Source organism: Candidatus Sordicultor fermentans, from assembly GCF_012728195.1.
In the GTDB taxonomy this organism is placed as follows: Bacteria; Atribacterota; Atribacteria; order Atribacterales; family Caldatribacteriaceae; genus Sordicultor; species Sordicultor fermentans.
Genome location: NZ_JAAYFP010000012.1, coordinates 1 through 2,936 on the forward strand (window position 1 = coordinate 1; position 2,936 = coordinate 2,936).

General features: G+C 45.8%; 2 protein-coding genes. One reads left to right on the forward strand and one right to left on the reverse strand.

Going from position 1 to position 2,936, the window contains the following annotated elements; translation table 11 throughout:
• Positions 1–591: 591 nt before the first annotated feature.
• Positions 592–2,130 carry an Ig-like domain-containing protein gene (locus tag GXZ17_RS00455; protein ID WP_409375324.1) on the reverse strand — a complete coding sequence of 513 codons (1,539 nt, stop codon included), beginning with the start codon at positions 2,128–2,130 and terminating at the stop codon, positions 592–594.
• A 545-nt stretch (positions 2,131–2,675) separates the two neighbouring features.
• Here GXZ17_RS00455 and GXZ17_RS00460 point away from each other — a divergent pair.
• Positions 2,676–2,936, forward strand: a 261-nt coding sequence (locus tag GXZ17_RS00460; RefSeq protein ID WP_409375325.1) for a hypothetical protein, incomplete at its 3' end; no start/stop codon positions are given.

The window sequence follows — 2,936 nt, forward strand, 5'->3', positions numbered from 1 at the left end:
AAAGAAGAAGAAACTTGGATTCCCGATTAAAGATTTCGGGAATGACAAAAAAGGGGGTCATTCCTGAACTTTTTTCCTCTCCCTTGCGGGGAGGGGGTTAAGGTGAGGTTTTCCTCAAGTTCGTCACCCCGGCGACTTTCGAGTCGTTTTTAGCCTGCCCCTGAATGTCTCTATCACCCCCTGTTCGTCACCCCGGCAATCTTCAAGCCGGGGTCCATGGTATTGAAAAATCAAAGAAGAAGAAACTTGGATTCCCGATTAAAGATTTCGGGAATGACAAAAAAGGGGGTCATTCCTGAATGGTTCTATCAGGAATCCAAATTATTTAAGGACAAAAATCTCTGGATGCCTGATAAACGCGCTCAGGCATGATGAGAGAAGGAGGGTGAGGGTGAATCAACTATAAAGGAACGCTGCCCCCCTATAGTCTCCAAAAGACAAAAAGACAAAAAGAAAAAGATCAAAAATAACGCTGGAGAAAAAGCACTCTGGCTTGAGGAAGGATGCCCCGGTGTAGGGGTCTTTATAATAGGAGGAAAAAAATAAGCCCTCTCGGGGAGAGGGCTTATTTGATGCTATCTTCAAACAGCGCTAAAAAACAATAATTACCTTCTGCACGCGAATGTTCCGACCGGGATCTGCTTCTATTCGCAGGCGGTTGATTCCCCGCACCAGTACATTTCGAGGAATAATAATTTTCTCTTCTCCGCCCGGAGCTATTAAGTCCCGACTTACGCTGATAGTTGCTAAGCGGTTTCCGTTTACGGAAACCCGGGCCTTTCCTCCTGACTCTCCTTGCAACCAGAGGAAAATGGCTCCTTCTCGAGGAGACCCTCCAGGATTAAACTCAAACTCTATCGCTTCTCGAGGTTTCATTTCTAAAACATACAAATCGTTCAAGGAGAAACCCAGAACGATATCCCCTGAGTAGCGCAGCCTATCTATGTTACCCCGGGGAGTGCCGCTACCAAAGTCGAGATAAAAGATGGAAGATGTAAGAGCAACCGGTAGAGGCTCTATTGTCCCCCAGACCTCAAAAGAAGCCGGAGCCAGTCCACCTACTCCTCGAAACTGGGCAGTTATTTTCACATCGGTAACTTCGTCCACTTCCGGAGCATAGTAATAAACTACAGCCTTACCGGAAGAATCAGTAGGAGTAGAGTATTTATCCAGGTCTCCTTCGGTTACCTCCCAGTAAATAGTCCGGCCGTATACGGGCTTCCCATTCTCATCTTTTAAGGTGGCCACAAGCTTTATGTTCCCTCCTCCATCGATGGTAAAAGACGAAGGAGCTACCTCGAGAGTTGTGTAATATGTCTTTCTTTCTACCCGAATCGTAGCCCGGGCAGAAGCAGAAGCTGAATTTACTCCTCCCGGGAAACGGGCTTCTATTGTTACTGTATCGGGTTGAGAGGGAGCATAGAAAGTTACTCTCCCCTGACCCCGGAGGTCTGTGGTAGTACGGGAGGCGCTCAAGCGCCCGGCATTCGCCGACCAGCGAATCTCCTCACCCGTTATGGGTCTTCCTCTTACATCCTTTAGGGTAGCAGTTAAAACCACAGAAGTCCCCGGATCCATAGTTAAATCGTCAGGCTCTATTGTCAAAACTGTGCTTTCCATCCGCGCCAGCACCTGGAAGTGGATACGGTTAGTGGCATAGCGAGTGCCAAAAATTCTATCTGCTTGGTGAGGAGACTTTATAAAGCTCTCCAAGTCTCTTTCACTCACTTTGTCGGGAGTGAGAAGAACCACTATTCTCTCCACTCCCGCCGGACCATATACCCTCCCTGCAAATCTCCCCTCTTCTCCAGAGCGAATGAATTCATCACGGACTAAAATGCTTACCCCACCATCGGGTAAATAGTCTATAAGATTAACATAACCGTCCCGATTTGCTCGATAGCGAATGGTGATAGGGTCATCTATATAATAGTTTGCCCCTTCTCCTTTATCTATAGATAGAGTAATCTGCGGCGAGCGAGGAATGGAAATATACACATCGGGTAGAAGCTGAAAACGGATGGAGATTCGAGGTTGAGCTCCTGCCAACGTACTTCCTCCAAGAAGGAGAGCAAGCAGAACCAGGATAACCAGCTTTCCTCTTCCCTGGAGAAAACGATTTTTATTCATTTTTTCTCCTCCTTTCATCATTTAACTTCTTCGTTTATTATATCATACCCCTTTTTTTCTTTCCCAGTTCCTTTCCCGACAGAGGGGGGGAACAGGCTGCTTTAGTGGCCAATAGCACCCGCAAAATCTGCTATAATCCTCTCCTTTTGTATTTGTAAGAAGCGGCTGAGGAAGCAACTCTTTTTTACCCTCGGAGCGGGTAGCCCGCGGCAGATTATAGGGGGAACTAATCCCCTATGATCCCTTGAAAAAACAAAAAACCTACTGAGGGAGAGAAAACAGACAGCCTACGGCGAAAGATTAAAAGATTAAAAGAAAAAACAGACAATGCAAAAGACCACTGAGGATGAGGAAGGCGTTTTCCTCAGTGGATTCCCGATAAAAGATTTCGGGAATGACGGAGGGGATGGATTCCCGCCTGAATTTTGGGAATGACGGAGAGGGTGGATTCCTAAATGTTTATATGAGGAATCTAAATAATGGAAGGAGACATCCCTATGGCTCTAAAAAGAAAAAGCATGGATGCCTGATTGAAGATTTCAGGCATGACAAAAAGTACTATAAAGGGGCGCTGCCCCCTTATAACCCCCCAAAAGAGAAAACCAAAAAGACAAAATGAAAGATCAAAAATAACCCGGAGGAAAAGCCTCCGTGTCGTCACTCCTGAAGCCTCTATCATCCCGTTGTCTCTCATTCCTGAATGGTTCTACGAGGGGTCCAAATTACTTAAGGGCAAATTCATATGTATAGGAAAGAACATAAGAAAACATTCTCTTCTCCATTTTAAAAAGCAAGCTACATTATAT